We start from the raw sequence: 404 nt of genomic DNA on the forward strand, positions 1-404 counted from the left end.
CCGCCCCGTTCCAGAAAGGCCTTGATTTCCCCGGTATAGCGGGAGAAAATGCGGCCACAGCCCAGGGCATCCAGGGATAAAATATCCAGCTCAATCTCCCGCAGCAGAAAGGCCCAGTCCGGGTTGCCGCAGAGATGCACTCCTTTCGGCCCCTCCAGCATGGTGAGAAAACGGGCGTAATCCTCCCTCGCCCTCTCACTGGTATAGCCGGAAAAGGAACCGAAGATTATCTCCAACCCCGGCTCATCCAGCCAGACAAAAGCATTGGGATTTTTGGCCGTCAGTTCCCGGTACTGGACATTCACTTTGCGGGCCACGAAATCGAATAAGAGCTCCCGCACTTCTGGATGATAGATGATGGGCTTACGCTCCTCATCAGTGATTTTCAAGCCCATGCTGACCGG

At 55.4% G+C, this 404-nt stretch carries 1 pseudogene; it reads right to left on the reverse strand.

Annotated elements, in window-relative coordinates:
• A pseudogene (locus tag ULO1_RS11190) lies at positions 1-404 on the reverse strand (hypothetical protein); the annotation flags it as partial.

It is taken from the genome of Carboxydocella sp. ULO1 (assembly GCF_002049255.1).
GTDB lineage: Bacteria > Bacillota.